The sequence below is a fragment of the Allobosea sp. 05T422_2 genome (assembly GCF_056396265.1).
Genome location: NZ_JBFTLD010000111.1, coordinates 1 through 20316, shown reverse-complemented (window position 1 = coordinate 20316; position 20316 = coordinate 1). Strand labels below are relative to the sequence as shown.

Here is a 20316-nt window from a genome sequence, read left to right as displayed (position 1 = left end):
ATCCTACCCCACGCTTTAGCTGCACTTGTTTCGCGCCCGCAAGCTGGTGGCTCAAATCGGCGCGTGTCCTCTTTCTAGGTCCGATCGTTCTGTTTGTCAAACAAACTCAGATAGACTGTTAAATGATATAATACACGTTCTGTTGCGTGTAATTTCTGGTTTCTGGGAATCCCGTCACCATGTTACGAGCGGCTTGGTTCGAAGCCGTCCTGCGCGATATCCGAAGGTCATGCCGTCCGTGTCGATCAGCGCCGATACCCCTTACTTTGCCCTCGCGGAGGTGCTGGCGAACCCTGCCGCCGCCGTTGCCCGGCTGGCGGGCAAGATGCGCAAGGCATCGGCCGCCGATCTGCGGCAGGAACTGGTCGCCTGCCTGCGCCATACACTCGAGGAAGGTCACGCCTCCGCCAAGGAAATCCTGAGCGAGGAGCGCAATGGCCTCGCCTGTGCCCAGCGCCTGTCGGCGATGATGGACGGCATCGTCGGCTGCCTGCATGTGGCGGCGAGCGAGCACTTCTACCCCGCCGTAAACCCGTCCTCCTCCGAGCGGATCGCGGTCGTCGCCGTCGGCGGCTATGGCCGCGGTACACTGGCGCCAGGATCGGATGTCGACCTGCTCTTCCTGTTCCCGCACAAGCAGACGGCCTGGGGCGAGAGCGTGGTCGAAGCGATGCTCTATCCCCTCTGGGACCTGAAGCTGAAGGTCGGCCATTCCGTGCGCTCGGTCGACGACTGCATCCGCGAAGCGCGCGCCGACATGACGATCCGCACCGCCTTGCTCGAGGCCCGCTTCCTCACCGGCGACCGGGCGCTCTTCGACGAGATGGTGCACCGCTTCGACGCCGAGGTGGTCGAAGGCTCGGCGCCCGCCTTCACCGAAGCCAAGCTTGCCGAACGCGAAGCACGCGTGCGCCGCGCGGGATCATCGCGCTATCTCGTCGAGCCCAACGTCAAGGACGGCAAGGGCGGCCTGCGCGACCTCAACACATTGTTCTGGATCGCCAAATACGCCTACCGCGTCCATGACGCCGATGAACTGGTCACCGCCGGGCTGTTCGACCGCAAGGAACTGCTGATGTTCCAGCGCTCGGAGGAGTTCCTCTGGCGGGTGCGCTGCTGGATGCATTTCATCACAGGCCGGGCAGAGGAGCGCCTTTCCTTCGACCTGCAGCGGCAGGTAGCGACGGCGATCGGCTATGCCGGCCGCAGCGGCCAGGCCCCGGTCGAGCGCTTCATGAAGGCCTATTTCCTGGTGGCGAAGGATGTCGGCGACCTGACCGCGATCGTCTGCGCCGCCCTCGAGGCGCGCCAGCAGAAGCCGCGGGCGAGCCTGTCTAGCCTGCTCGGCACCTTCACCAAGCGGCGGCAGGTGCGTGCGCTCGGCCATCCCGACTTCACGCTGAAGAGCCAGCGGCTCAACGTCGTCGACGGCGACGCCTTCAAGCGCGACCCGATCAACCTGCTCAGGCTCTATGAGATCGCCAGCCGAAACGACGTCGCCATTCATCCCGATGCAAGCCGCCTGGTGACGCAATCCCTCAAACTGGTCACGCCGCATTTGCGCAACGACCGCGAAGCGAACCGGATCTTTCTCGATATCCTGACGTCGCGGCGCGCGCCGGAGGCGGTGCTGCGCCGCATGAACGAGTCGGGGCTGCTCGGCCGCTTCGTGCCCGAATTCGGGCGCGTCGTCGCGATGATGCAGTTCAACATGTATCACCACTACACCGTCGACGAGCATCTGATCCGGTCGATCGGCGTTCTCTCCGAAATCGAGGCCGGTGCGCTCGAGGCGGAGCATCCGCTCTCGAACTCGATCTTCCCGACCATCACCAACCGCCGGGCGCTCTATGTCGCGCTGTTTCTGCACGATATCGCCAAGGGCAAGCCGGAAGATCATTCGGAAGCCGGCAGCCGGATCGCGCGCAAGCTTTGCCCACGCTTCGGGCTCAGCGAGGCGCAGACCGAGACGGTCGCCTGGCTGGTCCAGCACCATCTCGACATGTCGACCGTCGCCCAGAGCCGCGACCTCGGCGACCCCAAGACGATCGAGAGCTTCGCGGCCACCGTGCAGACCCTCGAAAGGCTGAAGCTCCTCCTCATCCTGACGGTTGCCGATATCAAGGCGGTCGGGCCCGGCGTCTGGAACGGCTGGAAGGGCCAACTCCTGCGCACGCTCTACTATGAGACCGAAATCGTGCTGGCCGGCGGTCATTCCGGCATCGAGCGCCGCGCGCGCGTCGAACAGAAACAGGATGCGCTGAGGGCGGCGCTGGCCGACTGGGACGAGGAGGAACGCGAGGCCTATCTCGCGCGCCATTACCCGCCCTACTGGATCAAGGTCGACCTGCCGCGTCAGGAGAAGCAGGCGCGCTTCCTGCGCGGGGCCGAGGCTGAAGGGCGCACCACGGCAACCCTGGTCGAGACAGACCAGTTCCGCGGCATCACGGAGCTGACCATTCTGGCGCCCGACCATCCGCGCCTGCTCGCCATCGTCACCGGCGCCTGCGCCGCGGCCGGCGGCAACATCGTCGACGCCCAGATCTTCACGACTACCGACGGCCTCGTGCTCGATACCATCTTCATCTCGCGCGCGTTCGAGCGCGATGACGACGAGCTACGCCGGGCCGGCCGCATCGCCGCCGCGATCGAACGGGCGCTGAAGGGCGAGATCAAGATCGCCGATCTGGTGGCGCAGCGCCGCGCGCCGCCGCCGCGTGGCGCCACTTTCCAGGTCGCGCCGGAGGTGATCATCGACAACGTGCTCTCGACCCGGCACACTGTCCTGGAGGTTTCCGGCCTCGACCGCCCGGGCCTGCTCTACGATCTCACCACCGCGATCGGAAAGCTCAACCTCAATATTGCCTCGGCCCATATCGCCACGTTCGGCGAGAAGGCCGTCGACGTTTTCTACGTGACCGACCTGACCAACGCCAAGATCACCGGCACGGCGCGGCAGCTCAGCATCCGCAAGGCACTGCTGGAGGTTTTCGCTTTTGACCACGAGAAGGCGCAGGGCGGAAAGACGCGCGTGCCCGCCCGTGCTTGATTTCGCGGACCACAAGGCCGATATCGGCCTCGAACGCTGTCGCGCTCCCGAGTGACGACCAGCCCCATGATTTGAATTGGATGAGGCGATGACGCGGAACCCTGCGACCGACGAACCGAAGCCGGACATGGCCGCCCAGATGGCCGCCCAAGAGGCAAACGAGCCGGCCCCGCTCGAGTCCGGGCTCGAAGCCCAGCTCGGGCAGGTCGAAGCCGAGCGCAACGACCTCAAGGACAAGCTGCTGCGCACCCTGGCCGACATGGAGAACCTGCGTCGGCGCACCGAGCGAGAGATTGCCGACGCCAAGGCCTATGCGGTGACGAGCTTTGCGCGAGACCTGCTCGGTTCGGCCGACAATCTGCGCCGCGCGCTTGAGAGCCTGCCGGAGACCGCTCGCACCGAGGGCGAAGCGGCCCTGAAGGCGTTGGTCGAAGGTGTCGAGCTCACCGAACGCGAACTGCTGAAGACCCTGGAACGCCATGGCGTGCGCCGCATCGACCCCCATGGCGAGAAGTTCGACCCACATCTGCACCAGGCAATGTTCGAGGCGCCCGACGCCGGCATCGCCAAGGGCCTTGTCTCGAAGGTCGTGCAGACCGGCTACAAGATCGGCGAGCGCGTGTTGCGGCCGGCCTTGGTGGGCGTCTCCGCCGGCGCTCCGAAGGCGCCTTCGGCCGAGGCCGGCGGCGACACCAATACAGGCCACTGAACCGTGCTGGAGGTTGCCGGCGTTGCCGTCTTCGCATTGACGGGAGCGCTGGTCGCGGTCCGCAAGGGGATGGATCCGTTCGGGTTCATCCTGCTTGCGACCGTCACTGGCGTCGGCGGCGGCACCTTGCGCGATCTCGTGCTCGACCGCGGCGTCGGCTGGGTGCAGGCGCCGTCGGACGTGATCGTCTGCACGATCGTCGCGCTTGCGGCCTGGGCAACGGCCTATTTTCGTCCCGGCACGCTTGATGGCTGGATGGGCAAGCGCATGCTCGTCTGGGCCGATGCCGCGGGGCTTGCGCTTTTCGCGGTCGTCGGCACGCAGAAGGCGCTGATGGCCGGCGTCCCGGTCCTCTCGGCGGTGGCGCTGGGAGCGGTGACCGCCTCCTTCGGCGGCATCCTGCGCGACATCCTCGCCGGCGACAGGCCAATGGTGCTATGGAGCCGGGATTTCTACGTTACGGCGGCGGCGACTGGGGCAACCATGACGGCGTTCCTGTCCGGTCTCGGCGTCAGCCCGCTCCTGGTAATGCTCGGGGGCATAGCAGCCGGATTTGGCTTGCGCGCCGGCTCGATCCTGCTCGGCTGGTCGTTTCCGAATCTGCCTGGCTCAGGTTCTGCCTGATCAGCCTCACCCCGATCACCCTCCTGGCTTCGTCACGCGCCGCAAGGTCAGATTGATCCGCCCCCCCTGCGGCAGCAGGGCTGACGAGCCCGCCAGTATCCTGTCGATCCCGTGATAGGCAAGGCGCGCCTCGCCACCGAAAAGCAATGCATCGCCCGAGGCAAGTTTCAGCGAGACGGTCTTGCTGCCGCGTTCCGTGCCGCCGATCCTGAAGACCGCCGTGTCGCCGAGCGACAGCGACAGCACCGGCGCGTCGAACTCCCGCTCGTCACGATCCTGGTGCAGGCCCATCTTCGCGCTCGCCTCGTAGAAATTGACCAGGCAGGCCTCAGGAGGGTGCGGGTAACAGGCAAGCGCACGCCAGGCATCGAGCAACACGGCCGGCATCGGCGGCCAGGGCGCGCCGGTCTCGGGATGCTGGGCCTGGTAACGATAGCCGGCCAGATCCGACACCCATCCCAGCGAGCCGCAATTGGTCATTCGCACGGAGAACGGCTTGCCGGTCTTCGGCATCCGCGGTGAGAAGAATGGCGCCTGCCGGGCAACCTCGCGCAGTTCGGCCAGCAGCGCCGACTGCATCTGGGGTGAAAGATAGCCCGGCCAATGAAATACGCCGGGAGCGACGGCAAGCCTGGTCACGGGCGCGCCGTCACAGGGTATCGAGGCCGAGGACGTCAGCCATCGAGTAGAGGCCGGGCTTACGCCCCCTGCCCCAGAGCGCCGCCTTGACCGCGCCTTGCGCAAACAGGCCACGGTCCTCGGCGACATGCGCMAGTTCCAGCCGCTCGCCCGCACCAGCGAAGATGATCTTGTGATCGCCAACGACGGTGCCGCCGCGCAACGCCGCAAACCCGATCGCGCCGGGAGGGCGGACGCCGGTATGGCCATCGCGCGAGGCGACGCGGGTCTCAGCGAGAGAGACATCCCGCCCCTGTGCCGCGGCCTCGCCGAGCAGCACCGCCGTGCCCGATGGCGCATCGACCTTCATCCGGTGATGCATCTCGACGATCTCGATATCCCAGTCCGTACCCAGCGTGGCAGAAACCTTGCGGACCAGGGCTGCCAGCAGGTTCACGCCCAAGCTCATATTGCCGGAGCGGATGATCGCAGCATGGCGCGCAGCCGCCTCGAGCTTGGCGAGATGGACCGGCTCCATACCCGTGGTCCCGACGACGTGGACGATGCGGGCCTGCGCGGCGAGGGCCGCAAAAGCGACCGTGGCCTCAGGCGCCGTGAAATCCAGCACGCCCTCAGCTTCAACGAAGGCCGGCAGCGCATCGTCGGTCACCGGCACCCCCAGTGCAGGCAAGCCCGCCAGAATGCCGGCATCCTGCCCCAGCGCAGCGGAGCCCGAACGCTCGATCGCGGCCGAAACGGTGCAGCCCTCGGCCTCGGTGATCGCCTTGATCAGCATTCGCCCCATGCGCCCGGCGGCGCCGACAACGACGAGACGCATGTCGCTCATGAGGGGAAGCTCCTGACCAGTCGAGGATGGTGACGCAGCGGCTATAGAGCATCACCGCATCACGCGAAACCACTCTGCCTTCGTCCCCGGGTGGATGCTCGAACAAGGCGACAAGACCGGCCCGCACAGCGCCGAAACGAAAACGGCCGGGGAAGCTCCCGGCCGTCGATCCTTGCTACGATGCCTGTCGCGTCAGGCAGCCTGCTGGATGCCCGAGAGCTTCCAGTCACCGCCGCGCGAGCGCACGAAGGTCCAGTGTTCCGTGACCTCCTGCGGGACGGTCGCATTGCCCTCGACGATGCGACCGGTGGCKCGCTCGGTCAGCGCGTTGATCAGGCTGAAGCGCATCGCAACGGTTGCGAACTCGAAATCGTCCTCCCGCCAGGCTTCCGAGAGATCGCCCTGCAGCAGCTTGACGTTGGAGACCCGATCAACCAGCCCCTTGGCGGCGTTCTCGGCAATGTCATCAGCGAAATAGCCGGCCATTTCGGGCGTCAGCTTCTCGCGGAGAACCTGCTGGTTCTCGTTCGAATAGGCCGTGTTCACTTCGCCGAGCAGCCGCTCGAAGCTGCTGAAATCCTCGCCCGCGAGCGTGATCTCGACCGGCTTGGACGCCGCGCGCGGCGCGCCGCCACCGAGGCCGCCCATCGCAGACATGCGCGGATTCGGCTGAGGCTGGGCGGCCTCACGCGACATCGGTCCGCCAGCGGTGGCGAGCTGCGGCTCGGACCGGCGCCGGAAGAAGCGCATCGCGAGGAAGATCAGGCCGCCGATCAGCGCGATCTGCAACAGGAAGCCGAAGATGCCGGCCAGCGAAGCCAGGCCGCTGAAGAAGCCCGAGCCCGAAAGCATGCCGAACAGGCCAGCGCCGAGCAGGCCGGCGCCGACGCCCATCATCAGGTTACGTGCCATGGACGGACGCGCCGCCTGTGCGGCAGCACCCGCCGCGCCAGCGGCCGGACCCGCCATCGACGGAGACGGCGTCGGAGCAGCGCTACGCTGGAAAGGCTGTGCGCCCGTCGGCGCTGTATTCGTCGGGGCCGGAGCCGAATTGGTACGCGTGCCGCGGCTGCCGAAACCCTTGCCGCCACCAGGACGAGCCTCGGCCAGCACGGGAACGAGCAAAAGCGCACCAGCGACCACGGCGACGACCCGGCCACGCCGAGCAAGTGAAATCAGTGACATGGTTCCTCCCGGAGCCCCCGTTGGGCCCGCTGCCGCGAAATATGGCGCGCGCCCTGCCCTTGCGCAAGGTCGGGGCGGCCAAGCGCGTGAGCCAAAATAATAATCAATGTTTCATGCGGGGCCCGGAGCCGTGCTAAACTGGCTCATTCGCCCAATCGCCCGTGCGCGGGCCGGCGAAGGAGTGTGCCATGATCCGGATGTCACGGAGGCCGCGCCAGAAAGCACCGCACGCGCTGCGCTGCCTCGCCCTTGCCACGCTGCTCACACTTGCCCCGTTCACTGCACCGAGAGCGGGTGAACCGGCTGTCGCCCTCGATCCACCGCGGCTCGCGCAGGCGCCCGAGCCGCTCTGCTTCTGCTGGAGCGACGGACGGAAGATTGCGGAAGGGCTGACCGCCTGCATCAAGACGACGCAGGGGCGGCGGCTCGCCGAATGCGGCCGGGTCATCAACATGATGTCCTGGCAGATCACGGAGAATCCCTGCCCGGAAAGCTGATCGACCCATTCCGGCATAAGAAAAACGCCGCCGAACCCGTGTTCGGCGGCGTCTTTTTTCAAACGCTCTTGCGGTCCATTCGACTTAAGACTGACGGCAGTCAGAACGCCCCCAACACGATGGCGATCATGAACACAAAGGCCGCGCCCATCGCCAACCGGTCGAGACTCAGCGTGAGGCTCATCGCATCCTCCTTTGTCATTGACCTGTCACCGAAGCTAGCAGAACTGACGATGGCCGCAAGGGGGCTGCCTCATGACGGCGGCGTGGCAGAGCCTATTGTATCCCTAACACTTCATTAAATCATTGATTTGATTTGTGGACAAAGAAGATCATCTCCTTGAGACGACAAGTCTTTCCAAAGCCTTCGCCACAGCGATKACGCGCTCATCCGCTCCGAAACGACCGATGATCTGAACCCCCACCGGCAATCCGCGAGGCCCCGTCGTCACTGGAATCGTCAGGCATGGCGTGCCGAGCAAAGTCCACAATCGGTTGAAGCGGGAATCGCCGGTCGAGCCCAGCGTATCCGGCGCTTCGCCTGGCGCGGCATAGCTCACGACGACGTCGACCCCGGCGAAGAGGTCACGGCAGGCATCACGCCCGCGGCGCGATAGCGCACGCGCGTCGTCATACTGCGTCGGCGAAACGGCTCCCGCCGCATCGAGATAGGCCGAGAGCTTGGGCGGGATCACGCCGCGATGGTTGCGATACTCCCAGGAGAGCGCCTGCGCGGCCTCGAAATCCTGCAGCGGGCCATGKGCGTGGAAGGCTTCAACCAGGGCCCGCGGCGTCGCGAGCTCGACCACGGTCGCTCCCGCCTTCGCGACAAGAGCGAGAGCCGCGGCCAGCGCGGCTTCGGAACCCGCCTCCGGCTCCCCGGCAAAGGGCTGGCGCGTCACGCCGATCCGCGAGCCCTCCAGCCTCGCCATGTCAGCGTCCAGCTCAGGCCGGCCCGTCAGGGCCGCGAGTGCAAAACCCAGATCGTCGGCGCTCGCTGCCATCAGCCCGGCGGTATCGAGCGACCAGGAGAAGGGCTTGATGCCGACGGTCGGCAGCAACGCATAGGACGGCTTGATGCCTGCGACACCGCAATAGGACGAGGGCCGAATGACCGAGCCCCCGGTCTGCGTACCGATCGCCAAGGGGATCATACCGGCTGCGACCGCCGCCGCCGAACCTGCCGACGACCCTCCCGGGCTCGCGGTAAGATCATGCGGATTGCGCGTCGGCGCCGGATCGAGGAAGGCAAAGGCGGTGGTGTGGGTCTTGCCCGCGATTGTCGCCCCGGCGGCCTTGAGCGCCATCACGATCGGCGCGTCGGCGCGCGGTTGCCAGCCATCATAGATCGGGGAGCCCATGCCGGTCGGCAGATCGGCGGTGTCGATGATGTCCTTGACGCCGCATGCGACCCCCGCGAGCGGGCCGGAGCCGGGCTCCAGCCGTTCGGGCCGACTGGCGAAGGCGCGAATGTCGGGCTCCTTGGCAGCGATGCGGGTGGCGCAATCGGCCAGCGCGGCCGACGCGCTCACGGCGCCGCTGGAAACCTGATGGGCAATGGCGCGAACGGACAGCATGCGAGATCCTCGAAGGGCTGGCTTTGGTTGGATCGTCGGATCGATGATCCAACCACCTGTGTCTGCATCGGCTTTCCCGAAAACCGCGTTCCACGTTTAGGGGCCGATGTCTTCTGCGTTGCATCGGCTTTCCCAAAAACTGCATTCCACTTTTAGGGGCCGATGCTGAGAGCAGATGCTGGCATGATTTCAGCGCGCTGCGATACCGCCGGACATCCCCCTTGGCGCATGACGTCGATGCGCCGGATCGCCTTAGGTCAGGCCGGACTGGCCCGCTAACCACTCGTTAACCGCCGCTCMAAAGTTAATCCGCCTGTGGCGTACGGGGCTCACTGGGTTGAGAAACCGTTCACCAACCGGGTCGCATTTGATCGGTCATGCGACGCGTTCATCTCGCCCTCTTCGCGCTCGGCGTCATCGGCGCCACTGGACTTGCCGGCTGCGGCAAGTTCCAGAAAGCACAGCGTGCCGCCTGGCGCGACCAGGCGGAAGCCGCCTGCATGGCCTCCCGTCAGGTCCCGCTCTCGTCCTATGTCAGCCTGCGCGAGAAGCCGATCGACGGGCCGGGCACCTGCGGCATGACCAGGCCGCTCCGTGTCTCCGCCTTCTCGGGTGGCTCGGTTCACCTCACCAGCAATGCCACGCTCGGTTGCCCCATCGTCGCCACCACCGACAAGTGGCTGGCCGAAGTGGTGCAACCAGCGGCGCAGAACGTACTCGGCGCGCAGGTGATCGAGCTCAGGGCAGGCTCCTATTCCTGCCGGGCGATGAACAACGGCACCGGCACCAGCCGCACATCCGAGCATGCCTTCGGCAATGCCGTCGACGTGTTCTCCTTCCGGCTGAATGACGGGCGCAACATCACCGTCAAGGACGGCTGGCACGGCTCGCCTGAAGAGCAGGCCTTCCTGCGCGAGGTTTTCGTCGGCGCTTGCCAGCAGTTTTCGACCGTGCTCGGGCCGGGTGCGGACATGTTCCACTACGATCACTTCCACATCGATCTGGCGCGCCACGCCAAGGGCCGGCAGATCTGCAAGCCGGTGATCAAATACACCCCGAACTACAACCTGCCGCCGCCGGACCCGGCACGCACCTATTCGACCGCGCAGAAGTCCATGCGCGACAACCTCCCACCCATGGTGGCAGGCGCCTCAGGCAGCATGCTACGGCAGCCCAGCGACGGCTTGCGCCCCCCCGGCGCGGTCAACGGCGGCTATCCGGTCGCAAACCATCAAGGCGGCCAGAGCCTCGATGCACAGCGGCGCTATCTCGACGAGCAGCCGCTCAACCCGCCGCGCTACCGACCGGAGACACCACCGAGCGCGGCGCAAGGCCCGCTGAGGCTGCCGGGCTCCGTCCCGCCGGCCGAAGAACTGATCGTAGGCGATGATGAGGGCAATGGCGTCATGGACATGCAGGGCGAGGAGCAGGCACAGCCGCAGATCTCGCCAGGCAACGACCCCTTCGCTTACGGCCGGGCGCAAACCGGCGGCGGCCGGCGCTACTGAGGGCAGCGTCAGCGCGAGACCAGCACCTGCCGACATTCCGCCGGCAATGCATCGACGGACATCGGCGGCTTCGGTTTGGGCTTCGGTCCCGGGCGCGGCTTGGGCGGATTGAAGATCGCCTTGTATTGCCGCTCGACCCAGCCGGTCAGTTCCGCGCCGCAGCCGTCGCCAAAATTCGGCGGCTCCTGGCCGGAGCACCCCTCCATTCCCGCCGGACAGCTCAGCCGGATATGGAAATGGTAGTTATGGCCCCACATCGGCCTGACCTTCTCGAGCCATGAGCGATCCGCACCAGCCTCGCGGCACAATGCAACCTTGAGCGCGGGATTGACGAAGATGCGCTCGACACGCGCTTCGGCAGCCACGGACTTGATCAGCCTGGTATGGGCGGGCGTCCAGTTCTTCGGGTCGACATCGCGCCAGTCGGCTCGCGCCATGTTCACCGCCGACATATTCTCGCGCGCGTCACTGTCGAGGCGCTGCTTCGGCATCGGCGTGAGCCAGACATCGGCATCGAGGCCGATCTGGTGCGAAGCATGGCCGGTCAGCATCGGGCCGCCGCGCGGCTGGGAGATGTCGCCAACCAGCAGGCCGGGCCAGCCGTTGATCCTGGGGACGTTGCGGGCAAGCGTCTCCAGATAGGAAATCAGCGCAGGATGGCCCCAATTGCGGTTCCGGGCCAGCCGCATCACCTGCCAGCTTTCGCCGTCGACCGGCATCGTCGTCGCACCGGCAAGACACCCCCTCGCATAGGAGCCGATGGCACGGGCCTGCATGCTGGCCGGCGTCGTCTTCTGCCCGAACAGGGCACGCGCCGCCTCGGGAAAGGCCGCGATATTGGCCGTCCGGCGCTTCGCTTCCTCCTCCGCAGTCGACTGCGCATGCACGACCGGTGCCGTCAGCGCGGCCAGGAGCAAGGCGGACAGGGCCAGGAGCGGGCGATTCGTGCTCTGCATCGCCCGAGAACGCCGGGTTTTGGAGATCAGGTCAAGCACGAGAAACGTCACACGTATCAGGCATGGACAACGCCTACGCAGGGTTGCAGCCTTGGCTACGCAGCGATCGGGCGCCTTCGCCCAGAAGAAGATCGCGCGCCCATGGGAGGAGATAACGCTGATGACGGACACCACGATCAACCGCCGCGCGCTGCTTGGAGGGCTTGGTGCAAGCCTGGCCTTGCCCGGCACGGCGAGCTTTGCGCAGGGCTCCTGGCCGCAGGGCCGGACGCTGAAACTCGTCGTGCCCTTCCCGCCAGCGGGAGCGACGGACGTGCTTGGGCGCCTCGTCGCCGACAAGCTCGGCCAGGCATGGGGCACAAACATCGTCGTCGAGAACCGGCCCGGTGCCGGTGGCAATATCGGCACCGATGTCGTCGCCAAGGCGGAGCCCAATGGCGACACCTTCCTGATCGTCTCCGTCGGCATGGCGACGAACCAGTATCTCTACGCCAAGCTGAACTACGACCCGGCCAAGGATCTTGCCCCCATCACCATGGTTGCGCTGGTGCCGAACCTGCTGGTCGTCAACAAGGATCTCCCGGTCAAGGACACGGCTGAGCTCGTCGCCTATGCCAAGGCCAATCCCGGCAAGTTGACCTATGCCTCATCCGGCGTCGGGACCTCGGTCCATCTCTCCGGCGAATTGTTCCAGAAGCTGACCGGCACCAAGATGGTCCACGTGCCCTATCGCGGAACCGCGCAGGCAACGCAGGACCTGATCGGCGGGCGGGTCGACCTGATCTTCGACAACATCACCCAGGCGCTGCCCCATGTCCGCTCGGGGTCGATCCGCGGCCTCGGCATCACCACGGCGAGGCGCTCGGCGACCGCTCCGGAATTCGCGCCGATTGCCGACGTCGTTCCGGGCTTCGATGTCTCCTCCTGGTTCGCGCTCTTCGCTCCGGCAAAGACCCCGCAGGCCGTCATCGACAAGATCCATGCCGACACCAAGGCCGGGCTCGCCGATCCAGCGCTTCGGGCCAAGATGGACCTTCTGGCGGCCGAACCCGTCGGCAACACATCGGCAGAGCTCGGCGCCTTTCTGCAGGCGGAAATGAAGAAGTGGGGCGAGTTGATCCGCGAGGTCGGCGTCAAGGTGGAGTAAGCGGCACTCCTGGGGAACTCTCGGTACACCCCAGACGTTTCCCTGTCGCATCCTGTCGCATCGCGGCAGCGCGATGCGACAGGGAGAGGGGCGCGTCATGTCTACACTCGTTATCGTTCTGCTGGTCATCCTGCTGCTCGGCGGCGGCGGGTATTATGGCCATCGCAGCTACGGCAATGCCGGCCTCGGCGGTGTMGTCGGCGTCGTTCTGATGGTCGTTCTGGTGCTTTGGCTGCTAGGTGCAATCGGGGGCGTGCCCGTCCGTGTCTGACGGGATTCAGCTAGGATTGGCGAGGTGCCAGACCAGCATGGCCGCGGCGAGATCCTCGATCGCGGTACCGACCGACTTGAACAGCGTGATCTCGCCGTCCTCATTGGCCCCGGCGACTTCGCCGCGGCACAGTTGAGCCAGCGTGCCGGCGACCTTGTCCGCCTCATAAGCACCGGCCTTGATCGCGACCGCCACATCCCCGCCCTCCACCAGGGCGGCTTCAGTGTCGATGAAGACGCGCGCACGGTGCAGAGCCTCGTCATCGGCCTCGCGCATCGACAGATTGAAGGCGCCCACGAGGTCGAGATGGGCGTCGCGCTTCAGCCAGCGGCCCATGACAATGGGCTCTCGCGACAGAGTCGCGCAGGAAATCAGGTCGGCCTGCCGTGCGTCGCCCTCGAGGTCGTCGCTGACGCGCACGGTAATACCCTCCGCGGCCAGGGCTTCCACCACCGCCTCGCTTCCCTCGCGCCGGCGGCCCCAGATGGCGATATCCTCGAAATCGCGCACGGCACCGTGCGCCTTGATCAGGAAAGGCGCCAGCGCGCCCGAGCCGACCATCAGCATGCGCTTGCCATGGGGATGCCCGAGCTTGCGTGCGGCGAGCGCGGAGGCCGCGGCCGTCCGCCAGGCCGTGAGGCGCGCGCCATCAAGCGCGGCGAGCGGCGCGCCCGTCGAACCGTTCATGAGCAAGTATGTGCCCATCACGCTCGGCAGGCTCAGCGAGCCGTTCGACGGATAGACCGTGACGACCTTGGTGCCGAGGAAAGCCTCCGGCGCGGTCGGCCCGGTCCAGGCCGGCATCAGCAGAAGCGTGGCATGATCGGCCGGCCGTTCGATCTCGTGGTGATGGCGCACAGGCGTGACGATGTCGCCGCGAAAGGCTCCATCCAGCGCATCGATCAAGGCGGGGAAAGTGAGAAGGCGGTCGATCTCCGCCGCGGGGATAACGCGCATCTGTCTTTCGTCAATCAGTTGTTGCGGCTGGTCAGAGCCGGCAGGGCGGAATCGGGCACAGCGGCCCGCAATGACTGCGCCTCGCTGCGCAGAGCCTCGGCCTCGCGACGATTGCGTCGCGCCGCCTTGCGATGCTTGCCCTGCGCGATCCATGAGGCGAGGCCGCCGATCAGGACCCCCGCAGCAATCGCGGCCAGAACCACGGCGAAGAGCGGAAGATCGAAGGCCAGCGTCGGCGCGTCGCGGCTGAACGGATCGAGCGAGACCCGCACCGGGCCCCGGTTCGCGATCGAGAAGAGGACGATCGCCAAGGCGACCGGCACGAGGATCAGCGCCTTGAAGAAAGCTTTCATGGATTTTTCCTCGCGTGCCGCACGAGCGAGCCTGACATCCGGCTGGATGTCAGTGCTTGCCGTYCAGCCTCTGGCGAAGCTCCTTGCCGGTCTTGAAGACCGGCACGAACTTCTCTTCGACCTCGACCGCATCGCCGGTGCGAGGGTTGCGGYCGACCCTTGCGGCGCGGGCCTTGCGGGAGAATGCACCAAAGCCGCGCAGTTCGACACGGTCACCACGCCCCAGCGCCTTGACGACCTCGTCGAGGATAGCCGTGACGATGTTCTCGATATCGCGCTGGTAGAGGTGAGTGTTGCGCTCGGCGATGCGTTGAACGAGTTCAGATTTTATCATGTGTCCAATATAACCGATTGTATCAACATCACTTTTCGGCGACAGGCTGCCAGAGCGCCAAGKGCGCGTCAAGCCGCAGGCCAACCGGCTGATCGGCAGCCCGCGCAAGGATCACGGCCAGCGATTCCAGACCGGCTGCGCGGGCCATCGCCTCGCCAGCGCTCCACAGACCAAAGGCGGAGGCCTCGTTGCGGCGGCGCCAGTCACGCACCGGCAAATCCTTCGCGACATTCTTCTCGCGCTCGAGCCAGGCGATCGCCTCCGGCTCGCCGCCGATCTCGTCGACCAGCTTAAGGCCGACGGCCTGCCGGCCGGAATAGACGCGGCCGTCCGATACGACGGCAATCTCGGTCTCTCCGAGCTTGCGGCGGTCCCCGACGAGGCGCTTGAACCAATCGTAATTATCCTCGACCACACGTTGCAGCGCGGCGCGCGCCTCAGGCGAGGTCGGCTCAAAGCCGTTCGGCGCCGCCTTCAGCGGGCTCGATTTGATCTCCTCGACCTTGACCCCGACGGTGTCGAGCAGGCGGCCGACATTGGGAATCTGGAAGAGCACGCCGATCGAGCCGACGAGCGAGGTCTGGMGCGCCACGATGCGGTCCGCGCCCATGGCCGCGATATAGCCGCCCGAGGCGGCGAGCCCGTCAACGACCGCCACCATCGGCTTCTTGGCCGCCAGACTGCGCAGCGCGATGTGCAAGGCCTCGGAACCGCTGGTGGTGCCGCCGGGACTGTCGATCCGAACCACGACGGCGGACGCCCGACTGTCCTCGAGCGACTTGATGAGATCGAGCGTGCGCCTGTCCCCTGAGATGAAACCCGAAATGGTGACCCGCGCAATATGCGCGCGGGAGGTCGAACCGGGCGCGTTGCCGCTCCAGGCCAGCCCCGCGACGACAGCCGCCGCGATGACGCCAAGAACGGCGAGCAGGCGCCAGAGCGTCAGCTTACGCCGCAGGTTGCGGCGGTCGGCGAGCAGGTCTGCATCGGACGACATGGGGTAAACGCTCCTGTGGTCACGGACGCTGGCTGGGCCCGTGATGTAGCCTCGCCGCAGCGACGGGGCAAGGCGACGCTCGGCCTCAGGCGTCGAGCGTCGCTCTTTGCCGATCGAGCGCCAATAGCGCAAGGCCGCTCGCGACAGACCGGAAGGCGTCACCGATGTGAACACGTTCCGAGCCGAAGCGACGATCGAACAGGGCGCGCACGGCCGGGACATGCGATGTTCCGCCGGTCATGAAGACGGCCTCGATCGCACCGGATTCGACCTTGGCTTCGACGAGGGCGCGATCGAGCGCCGCCTCGATCGACGCGACGTCMTCGGCGATCCAGCTTTCGAAATCCGTCCGGCGGATCGTCCCCTCGATGCTGACATCCATCTGGCGGAAGTTCAGCACGGTCTCGTCCTGCGACGACAGCGCAACCTTGGCCGCCGAGACGGCGCGATAGAGTTCATAGCCAAGATCGTATTCGATCACGGTCAGCAGATCCTCGAGCTTGCCGGGCTCGACCGCGTCGCGGATCAGCGCCTTGAGCTCGGCCATGGTCTCGCGGCTCTTCATCAGCGAGAGCCTGTGCCACTGCGCGAAGGCCGCGTGGTAATGGGCGGGAATCGGCAGCAGCTTCTCGAAGGAACGATACTGCGAGCCCTTGCCGAGCCGCGGCGAAACGGCGTGTTCGATGATGCGATAGTCAAAGGTGTCACCGGCGACGCCGACACCGGCATGCGAGAGCGGGATCGCTTCCAGCCGCCCTGCCCCGCCAGGCTCGAAGCGCATCACGGAGAAGTCGCTCGTGCCGCCGCCGAAATCGGCGACCAGCATGGTCTGGGGCGTCTTCAGGTCGCGCGCATACCAGTAGGCCGCGCCGAGCGGTTCATAGGCGAAATCGACCTTGGGCATGCCAGCCTTCGCATAGGAGGCCGAGAGGCGCTTCACGGCCAGTTCCTCGTCCGGGCGCTCGCCGGCGAAGACGACCGGGCGGCCCGAGATCAGTGGCGTCTCCGAGAGATCGTCGAGCCCGGCACTGAGATCGGCGAGGAAGACGCCGATCAGGTCCTCGAGCCGATACAGCTTTCCAAACAGGCGCGTCTCCTGGAAGGCGCGGCTGGACAGATGCGTCTTCAGCGATTGCAGAAAGCGATGCTCGGTCGTCATGCCCAGCGCCATGTCGAGCGCATCAGGTCCGCTGACATGCACGACACGGGCCTGCGGCGGCCGGCCCTCACGCCAGAACATCAGCGCCGAGCGGTAGGCGTCGACGGCGCCCTGCTTCGTCGCAAAGCTGCGGGTCGAGACCGAACCATCCGGCCGTGCCAGGGCGACCACGCTGTTGGTGGTGCCGAAATCGATGCCGATCGCGATGTCGTTCATGCCGCTTCCTTTCGCCGAAACAAAAGCCCGCGCGGATTTCTCCGCGCGGGCTGATGGATGTGTCAGGCCGCGAGACGCGGCCCGAAGATCACTTCTTCTCGGTGCTGGCCTTCTTGAGGGCCGCGCCGAGGATGTCGCCAAGCGAGGCGCCGGAGTCGGACGAGCCGAACTGAGCGATCGCTTCCTTCTCTTCGGCCATTTCCAGCGCCTTGATCGACACCTGGATCTTGCGAGCCTTCTTGTCGAACAGGATGACGCGGGCATCGACCTTCTCGCCAGCCGCGAAGCGCTCGGGGCGCTGCTCGGAGCGCTCGCGTGCGATTTCGGCGCGCTTGATGAAGGTGGTCATGTCGGTGCCGGTGATCTTGACGTCGAGACCGGCTTCCTTGACCTYGATCACCTCACAGGTGACGACCTGGCCCTTCTTGAACTCGCCGGCATCCACGAAGGGATCGCCGCCAAGCTGCTTCAGGCCGAGCGAGATGCGCTCCTTCTCGACGTCCACATCGAGAACGACAGCCTGAAGCATATCGCCCTTCTTGTATTCTTCGATGACCTGCTCGCCCGGACGGTTCCAGTCGAGATCGGAGAGATGGATCATGCCGTCGATGTCGCCTTCGAGACCCAGGAAGAGACCGAACTCGGTCTTGTTCTTGACCTCGCCCTCGACCACCGAACCCGACGGGTGGGTCTCGGCGAAGACCTCCCACGGATTGCGCAGGGTCTGCTTGAGACCGAGCGAGATGCGGCGCTTGACCTGATCGACCTCGAGGATCGCGACGTCGACTTCCTGCGAGGTCGAGACGATCTTGCCGGGGTGGACGTTCTTCTTGGTCCACGACATCTCGGAGACGTGGATGAGGCCTTCGATGCCCGGCTCCACTTCGACGAACGCGCCGTAGTCCGTGATGTTGGTGACGCGGCCCTTGAGGCGCGCACCGACCGGATAACGGGCGGCGATGCCATCCCACGGATCGGCCAGCAGCTGCTTGATGCCAAGCGAGATGCGGTGCGTCTCCTGGTTGATCTTGATGATCTTGACCTTGACCGTCTGACCGATGGTTACGACCTCGGACGGATGGTTGACGCGGCGCCAGGCCATGTCGGTCACGTGCAGCAGGCCGTCGATGCCGCCGAGGTCAACGAACGCACCGTATTCGGTGATGTTCTTGACGACGCCGTCGATGACCTGACCCTCTTCGAGGCTGGCGACCAGCTCGGAACGGGCCTCGGCGCGGGTCTCTTCGAGAACCGTGCGGCGCGAAACGACGATGTTGCCGCGACGACGATCCATCTTGAGGATCTCGAACGGCTGCGGCTGGCCCATCAGCGGGCCGACGTCGCGGATCGGACGGATGTCGACCTGCGAACGCGGCAGGAAGGCGACGGCGCCGTCGAGGTCAACGGTGTAGCCACCCTTGACCGTGTTGAAGATCATGCCGGTGACCTTCTCGCGAGCCTCATAGGCCTTCTCGAGCTTGACCCAGCTTTCTTCGCGGCGAGCCTTGTCGCGCGAGATCACGGCTTCGCCGAGGGCGTTCTCGACCCGGTCGAGATAGACCTCGACCTCGTCGCCGACCTTGATGTCCTGGTCGCGGCCGGGGCCGGTGAATTCCTTGAGGGCGACGCGGCCTTCAGTCTTCAGGCCGACATCGATGATCGCCATATCTTTCTCGATGGCGACGACGATGCCCTTGATAACGGAACCTTCAAGCGCGTCGTTACGGGCGAAGGATTCCTCGAGCAGGGCGGCGAAGTCCTCGCGACCCGCGTGATAGCTTTCTACGGCTGACATGCATTCTCCTGACGCCGGTCGCGTATCCCGCGATAGCCGGCAAGCGCCGTTTGGGTTGGTGCTGCGGTCCGGACCGTCTCCGACGGCGCCTCATGGAGGCTGCCTCGCAGGGAGGCTGGCGGCGCTGAGCCGTCGAACATGATCCGTATCCGACGAGCTCGCTTCCAACACCAAACGGGAGCCAGCCTCAAAGGCCGCCCCCGGCTGTGATCGATCACGGCCCTTCGGACGAGGCGGATGTAGTCGATCAAGCGACGCACGGCAAGAGTTTTGCCCGTCAGCTGCTCGCAATCAGGTCGAAGCGCATGGCGCAGCGGCGCGCGATGGGAAGCCCGTGTATCTCTTCGCGCTCCAGGACCGCGCGGAGCCTTCCCTCGATCGCGCCGTCCTCGAGCGTCACGAAGCCGAGCCGGACATAGAAGCGTTCATTCCAGGCAAGAGCCCGGAAGGTGGTGAGTGTGAGGGCCCGCAGCCCACTTGCCCTGGCATGGCCGATGGCTGCGCCAACCAGGTGAGTGCCGATGCCCCTGCCCTGGCGGTCTGCACGGACCGCCAGCTCCCAGACATGCAATTCGGTGTCGATCCGCTCGGCACTGAGGAAGCCGACGACCTCGCCTGTCACGTCAAGAGCAACCCAACTCGTGCCAGCGACGATGCTGACGAGATGGGGCTCGGCCGACATCACGGCATCGTCCGCGATCCAGGCCAGGTCTGGTACGGTTCGGAAAATCTGGCCGGCGGAACGCTCGACCTCCGGAAGGCGGCCGGCGTCCTGCGGCACGGCGAGGCGGATCGTGATTTCGGCCATGTCACATCCAGTCATTCATCGCTCCGCAGCACTCGGCAATCGCGTTGGACATACTCCGATGACCGATGGGGGTTCCAGTCCACGCGGCGACGGGATAGGGCGAACCGGCGGTGAGGACACCGCGGGAGTTGGGGCAGTGAATCATGACGACCGGCGAACGGCCAGGCCGACGCACTATACCGGCGGATGCCTTTGCGGCTCGATCCGCTTCGAGGCCAAGGGCCCGGCCGAGAAGCCGCACACCTGCTCCTGCACCCTATGCCAGCGCCATACCGGAGCACTGACAGTCGCCTGGGTCGAGTTCGCCAGGGACGCAATCGCCTGGACCGGCCCCGGCGGGGCACCGTCGCTCTTCCGTTCGTCGGACTATTCGAGCCGGGCCTTCTGCCCGGCCTGTGGAAGCAGCATCGGCGCAGTCGATGACGATCCCGTCATGGCGCTGCTCCTCGGCTGTTTCGACAAGCCGCTCTCGGCGGAGCTGATGCCGACCTCCCACAGCTATCGCGACGGGCGGCCCGGATGGTGGCATGTGGAGGAAACAAAACGGGACGTCGGCGCTCCCTAGATGCCGTAATGGGCCGGCGCTTCGAATAGCCATTTTGGGTGGCTGTCCCTCAGAATGATGGTGTTGAAAACGAGGTCCGAGCGATCGGCCTCAAGCATCATGAGAGGAACAGCCGTGGAGCATTATGCTGGAATCGATGTCTCT

At 65.8% G+C, this 20316-nt stretch carries 19 protein-coding genes and 1 pseudogene; 8 read left to right on the top strand and 12 right to left on the bottom strand.

Going from position 1 to position 20316, the window contains the following annotated elements; genetic code table 11:
- Nucleotides 1–229: 229 nt before the first annotated feature.
- The 3 genes from AC1DJT_RS19390 (at nucleotide 230) to AC1DJT_RS19380 (ending at nucleotide 4382) form a co-directional block, all read left to right on the top strand.
- Nucleotides 230–3049, top strand: coding sequence for a [protein-PII] uridylyltransferase (locus tag AC1DJT_RS19390; RefSeq protein ID WP_441507303.1), 2820 nt, complete (start codon nucleotides 230–232; stop codon nucleotides 3047–3049).
- 88 nt (nucleotides 3050–3137) lie between these two features.
- The gene (gene grpE / locus AC1DJT_RS19385; protein WP_441490222.1) at nucleotides 3138–3758 is read left to right on the top strand and encodes a nucleotide exchange factor GrpE; all 621 of its coding nucleotides are present in this window, start codon (nucleotides 3138–3140) and stop codon (nucleotides 3756–3758) included.
- A gap of 3 nt (nucleotides 3759–3761) precedes the next feature.
- Complete coding sequence (locus tag AC1DJT_RS19380; protein ID WP_441490223.1) at nucleotides 3762–4382, top strand: trimeric intracellular cation channel family protein; 621 nt, start codon at nucleotides 3762–3764, stop codon at nucleotides 4380–4382.
- Nucleotides 4383–4397: 15 nt separating this feature from the next.
- On the opposite strand, the gene AC1DJT_RS19375 is transcribed toward AC1DJT_RS19380, so the two are convergent.
- From AC1DJT_RS19375 to AC1DJT_RS19365, 3 genes are all read right to left on the bottom strand, one after another.
- On the bottom strand, nucleotides 4398–5021 hold the full coding sequence (locus tag AC1DJT_RS19375; protein WP_441507283.1) for an alpha-ketoglutarate-dependent dioxygenase AlkB family protein: 624 nt from the start codon (nucleotides 5019–5021) through the stop codon (nucleotides 4398–4400).
- Nucleotides 5022–5031: 10 nt separating this feature from the next.
- Nucleotides 5032–5838, bottom strand: a complete 807-nt coding sequence (gene dapB / locus AC1DJT_RS19370; RefSeq protein ID WP_441507304.1) for a 4-hydroxy-tetrahydrodipicolinate reductase — start codon at nucleotides 5836–5838, stop codon at nucleotides 5032–5034.
- Nucleotides 5839–6039: 201 nt separating this feature from the next.
- The gene (locus AC1DJT_RS19365; protein ID WP_441507284.1) at nucleotides 6040–7032 is read right to left on the bottom strand and encodes a Tim44 domain-containing protein; all 993 of its coding nucleotides are present in this window, start codon (nucleotides 7030–7032) and stop codon (nucleotides 6040–6042) included.
- A 188-nt stretch (nucleotides 7033–7220) separates the two neighbouring features.
- Between AC1DJT_RS19365 and AC1DJT_RS19360 the strand changes: the two genes are divergently transcribed.
- Complete coding sequence (locus AC1DJT_RS19360; RefSeq protein ID WP_441507285.1) at nucleotides 7221–7529, top strand: hypothetical protein; 309 nt, start codon at nucleotides 7221–7223, stop codon at nucleotides 7527–7529.
- Nucleotides 7530–7861: 332 nt separating this feature from the next.
- On the opposite strand, the gene AC1DJT_RS19355 is transcribed toward AC1DJT_RS19360, so the two are convergent.
- The gene (locus AC1DJT_RS19355; protein ID WP_441507286.1) at nucleotides 7862–9106 is read right to left on the bottom strand and encodes an amidase; all 1245 of its coding nucleotides are present in this window, start codon (nucleotides 9104–9106) and stop codon (nucleotides 7862–7864) included.
- 377 nt (nucleotides 9107–9483) lie between these two features.
- On the opposite strand from AC1DJT_RS19355, the gene AC1DJT_RS19350 reads away from it, so the two are divergent.
- Nucleotides 9484–10614 carry an extensin-like domain-containing protein gene (locus AC1DJT_RS19350; RefSeq protein WP_441507287.1) on the top strand — a complete coding sequence of 377 codons (1131 nt, stop codon included), beginning with the start codon at nucleotides 9484–9486 and terminating at the stop codon, nucleotides 10612–10614.
- 8 nt (nucleotides 10615–10622) lie between these two features.
- Here the strand turns inward: AC1DJT_RS19350 and mepA are convergent, their stop codons facing one another.
- Nucleotides 10623–11570: a penicillin-insensitive murein endopeptidase gene (mepA, locus tag AC1DJT_RS19345; RefSeq protein ID WP_441507288.1), complete on the bottom strand. Its 948-nt coding sequence runs from the start codon at nucleotides 11568–11570 to the stop codon at nucleotides 10623–10625.
- A gap of 160 nt (nucleotides 11571–11730) precedes the next feature.
- Here mepA and AC1DJT_RS19340 point away from each other — a divergent pair, with 160 nt between their 5' ends.
- Together AC1DJT_RS19340 and AC1DJT_RS19335 are read left to right on the top strand one after the other, a co-directional pair.
- Nucleotides 11731–12717: a Bug family tripartite tricarboxylate transporter substrate binding protein gene (locus AC1DJT_RS19340; RefSeq protein WP_441507289.1), complete on the top strand. Its 987-nt coding sequence runs from the start codon at nucleotides 11731–11733 to the stop codon at nucleotides 12715–12717.
- A 97-nt stretch (nucleotides 12718–12814) separates the two neighbouring features.
- Nucleotides 12815–12988, top strand: coding sequence for a DUF3309 family protein (locus tag AC1DJT_RS19335; RefSeq protein WP_441507290.1), 174 nt, complete (start codon nucleotides 12815–12817; stop codon nucleotides 12986–12988).
- Between the two features lie 6 nt (nucleotides 12989–12994).
- On the opposite strand, the gene lhpI is transcribed toward AC1DJT_RS19335, so the two are convergent.
- The 7 genes and pseudogenes from lhpI to AC1DJT_RS19300 all read right to left on the bottom strand — a co-directional run bounded on the left by lhpI (nucleotide 12995) and on the right by AC1DJT_RS19300 (nucleotide 19607).
- Nucleotides 12995–13945, bottom strand: coding sequence for a bifunctional Delta(1)-pyrroline-2-carboxylate/Delta(1)-piperideine-2-carboxylate reductase (lhpI, locus tag AC1DJT_RS19330; protein ID WP_441490232.1), 951 nt, complete (start codon nucleotides 13943–13945; stop codon nucleotides 12995–12997).
- A gap of 14 nt (nucleotides 13946–13959) precedes the next feature.
- Entirely contained in the window at nucleotides 13960–14298 is a 339-nt protein-coding gene (locus AC1DJT_RS19325) for a LapA family protein (RefSeq protein WP_441490233.1), read from the bottom strand.
- A gap of 49 nt (nucleotides 14299–14347) precedes the next feature.
- The gene (gene ihfB / locus AC1DJT_RS19320) at nucleotides 14348–14632 is read right to left on the bottom strand and encodes an integration host factor subunit beta (protein WP_476834682.1); all 285 of its coding nucleotides are present in this window, start codon (nucleotides 14630–14632) and stop codon (nucleotides 14348–14350) included.
- A 28-nt stretch (nucleotides 14633–14660) separates the two neighbouring features.
- A complete protein-coding gene (gene sppA, locus AC1DJT_RS19315; protein WP_476834681.1) occupies nucleotides 14661–15629 on the bottom strand; it encodes a signal peptide peptidase SppA in 969 nt (322 codons plus the stop codon).
- 85 nt (nucleotides 15630–15714) lie between these two features.
- Nucleotides 15715–17004, bottom strand: coding sequence for an Hsp70 family protein (locus AC1DJT_RS19310; protein ID WP_476834680.1), 1290 nt, complete (start codon nucleotides 17002–17004; stop codon nucleotides 15715–15717).
- A gap of 88 nt (nucleotides 17005–17092) precedes the next feature.
- A pseudogene (rpsA, locus tag AC1DJT_RS19305) lies at nucleotides 17093–18805 on the bottom strand (30S ribosomal protein S1); the annotation flags it as partial.
- Between the two features lie 271 nt (nucleotides 18806–19076).
- Nucleotides 19077–19607: a GNAT family N-acetyltransferase gene (locus tag AC1DJT_RS19300; protein ID WP_441507293.1), complete on the bottom strand. Its 531-nt coding sequence runs from the start codon at nucleotides 19605–19607 to the stop codon at nucleotides 19077–19079.
- A 136-nt stretch (nucleotides 19608–19743) separates the two neighbouring features.
- On the opposite strand from AC1DJT_RS19300, the gene AC1DJT_RS19295 reads away from it, so the two are divergent.
- Nucleotides 19744–20172 (top strand): GFA family protein, encoded by a 429-nt coding sequence (locus AC1DJT_RS19295; protein WP_441507294.1) that lies wholly within the window; start codon nucleotides 19744–19746, stop codon nucleotides 20170–20172.
- The last annotated feature ends 144 nt before the right edge of the window (nucleotides 20173–20316 follow it).